Source organism: Kosakonia sp. 1610 (assembly GCF_050435845.1).
Classification (GTDB): Bacteria; Pseudomonadota; Gammaproteobacteria; order Enterobacterales; family Enterobacteriaceae; genus Kosakonia; species Kosakonia cowanii.
In genome coordinates this window covers 1-2705 of record NZ_JBNDKZ010000026.1, presented here as the reverse complement: position 1 = coordinate 2705, position 2705 = coordinate 1, and the positions used below count along the sequence as shown (strand labels likewise).

At 52.6% G+C, this 2705-nt stretch carries 2 protein-coding genes and 1 pseudogene; all 3 read left to right on the top strand.

The window, feature by feature from the left end; genetic code table 11:
* A partial coding sequence (locus ABIC80_RS24470; RefSeq protein WP_429178879.1) for an RHS repeat-associated core domain-containing protein occupies positions 1 to 1053 on the top strand: 1053 nt, incomplete at its 5' end.
* An 11-nt stretch (positions 1054 to 1064) separates the two neighbouring features.
* The gene (locus ABIC80_RS24465) at positions 1065 to 1505 is read left to right on the top strand and encodes an SMI1/KNR4 family protein (RefSeq protein WP_429178878.1); all 441 of its coding nucleotides are present in this window, start codon (positions 1065 to 1067) and stop codon (positions 1503 to 1505) included.
* A gap of 969 nt (positions 1506 to 2474) precedes the next feature.
* Positions 2475 to 2705, top strand: a pseudogene (locus tag ABIC80_RS24460) (RHS repeat-associated core domain-containing protein); the annotation flags it as partial.

The window sequence follows — 2705 nt, the reverse complement described above, 5'->3', positions numbered from 1 at the left end:
ATGCAGTACGATGCGTGGGGCAACCTGACGCGCAGGCGCAGCGGGCTGTATGAACAGCACTATACGTATGATGCGGAAAACCGCCTGCTGTCCGCGCGCGGAACGGGGCCGCAGGGGCGCTTCGAAGCGCACTACCATTATGACGCGCTCGGCAGGCGCATTCGCAAGACGATCACCACCGGTCACGGCGCCCATGAAAGCCGCTTGCTCTGGCAGGGTTACCGCCTGTTGCAGGAGCAGCATCAAGGCGGGCAGCACAGCACGTATATTTACGATCCGAATGAAGCCTGGAGCCCGCTGGCGCGGGTCGACCATCTGCGGGAGGACAAAGCCGGGGAGATATTCTGGTTCAGCACCGACCTGAACGGCGCGCCGCTGGAAGTGACAGACGAAGAAGGCAGCCTCCGCTGGAGTGGGCACTACGGCAGCTTCGGCGAGGTCCGCCACCAGACCGACGGCTTCACGCGACGGGCGCAGAGCACCGCGCTGGCGCACCAGCCCCTGCGCTATGCCGGGCAGTATGCAGACAGCGAAACCGGCCTGCACTACAACCTGTTCCGCTATTACGACCCGCAGGCTGGACGGTTTACGGTTCAGGACCCGATTGGACTTGAGGGTGGAAACTTGAATTTATACAACTACGCGCCTAATCCTATGGTATGGATAGATCCTCTGGGTCTGGCATTAAGTGGTGTAGATTTCAGCGGAAGTCCATCTCTCTATCCAGTAACGGGTTCACAACGCAATATTGTTGAAATTACACTTCAGGGGTCAAGGGGAAGAGATTTCACAGAAGCTTACAAATTAGCAGGTATAAGTGAAGCTGATGCGAAAGACTATACATGGCATCACGTTGACGATTTTGATCCAGAAACAGGCAAATCAACAATGCAATTAGTTACTACTGAAGCACATAAAGCGTCTTTCCCGCATAAAGGTTCAGTATCCCAATTTGAAAAACATTTTGGTGTGAAGTATGGCTCACCTGAAGCTATAAAAGTAGCACATAGTAAAGGTTGGCTGAGAGGCCGTATCCCTAAACATTGCCAATAGGTAACAAGATCATGGTTAAATTGACAGAAACATCGCCTACTGTATCTGCTGAAGAGCTAAAAAAAATTGAAGAGTCATTAGGAGTTTCTTTCCCTGAAACCTTAAAGTCTCTATGGCTTGTTACCAATGGTGGAATACTGGCAGATAAACGACGAGTTTATCAAAGCACGCATTACGAAAATGATATTAAATACTTCCTGCCTGTTTTACATACAAAAGAAGCTGGGTTATTAACAGTGGATGACTATTATCAAACGTTAGTTTTCGACAAAAAAATCCTGCCCGCGAATTTTATTCCATTCGCAATTGACGGAGGTGGGTTCCCATATTGTGTTGGAGCTGATGACGGAGCGGTGTATTTTTGTGACCTGGAGAATGGGGAGGAGAACTTTCTTGAACCAGATCTGGAAACTTTTGTGGGGAAAATTATTCCAGAAGATGAGGCGTGGTGATATCACTCTGACGTTGCTTATTTTTCAAAAACGGGCTTAGTAGGCCAATCGGGTATACCGGTCCAGTGCTTCAGTAAATGCAGGGCCACTGATGGTGACCGACCTATTCGGACGATAAAAACGGGCATTCCACTTCATATTTCGAAGCCGGTGGCATAACTTTTGGTAGCGATGGCAGCAGAGAACAAACCATTGGTAAATACACCTACATTACTGACGCAAAAGGCAAAACCAGACGTGTTTTGATGAAGGTCCCCGCACATTCTGTAACTGAGCATTGCCGGCTACAGATTTGAACTCATCTCTTAATCCTGTGCCATCCAGTGCTAATCTTAACCAGACCGGCACGACGCCGGTCTGCCTGACTGTGAAAAAGACAGCATCTTGAATTACCGGTAACCCGGTAAAGGCAGAGGGTCATTCTGCTTTTTCCAGGGTGGACAAGCCCGGCGGGAACCGGGCGCGTCAGTGCTGTGCTTTACCGATCGCCGCCAGAATCTGCTCCGGTGACGCCAGCCCGGCAAAGACAGTGATGGTTTCAGGCGAGGCATTCTCCACCGGCATCACAATCAGTCCTGGTGTACCCGTGAGCGCCTGCGTGAGCGCATCGTTTTTTCCAGTACAGGGGCTTGATCCACGGCGTTCAGCGCATCCACGCCGGAGGCGTGAGCTGCCGCCTTAATATCCTCTGTCGGTCCGGTCACCCTCGATGTGCCCGGTGTGATATATCCCGTTGTGGTAGGTCAGGTACCCGCGATGCGGCAGGTCGACTGGTAAGCGAGTCGGGTTTTAACGGCGAACTCATTTATGCATGGGATGCGCTGGGCAATCTGACAAATATGACGCTCCCCGGCGGGCAGCAGCTCTCCTGCTGCAATATGGCTCCGGCCACGTCAGTGCCATCCGCTTCGGTTCGCAGCTGCCCACTGAATTCACCCGCGACCGTCTGCACCGGGAAGTGACCCGCACCAGACGGACGGCTTCACGAGGCTGGCGCAGAACGCCGCGCTAGCACACCAGCCCCTGCGCTATGCCGGGCAGTATGCAGACAGCGAAACCGGGCTGCACTACAACCTGTTCCGTTACTACGACCCGCAGACCGGGAGATTCACCGTTCAGGATCCGATAGGATTAAACGGTGGCTGGAACCTGTACCAGTATGCGCCGAACACGCTGGAATGGATGGATCCATTGGGATTG

Bases quoted from the DNA above. Each gene is read 5' to 3' on its own strand.
- ABIC80_RS24465 (WP_429178878.1), top strand. From the start codon at position 1,065: ATGGTTAAATTGACAGAAACATCGCCTACTGTATCTGCTGAAGAGCTA.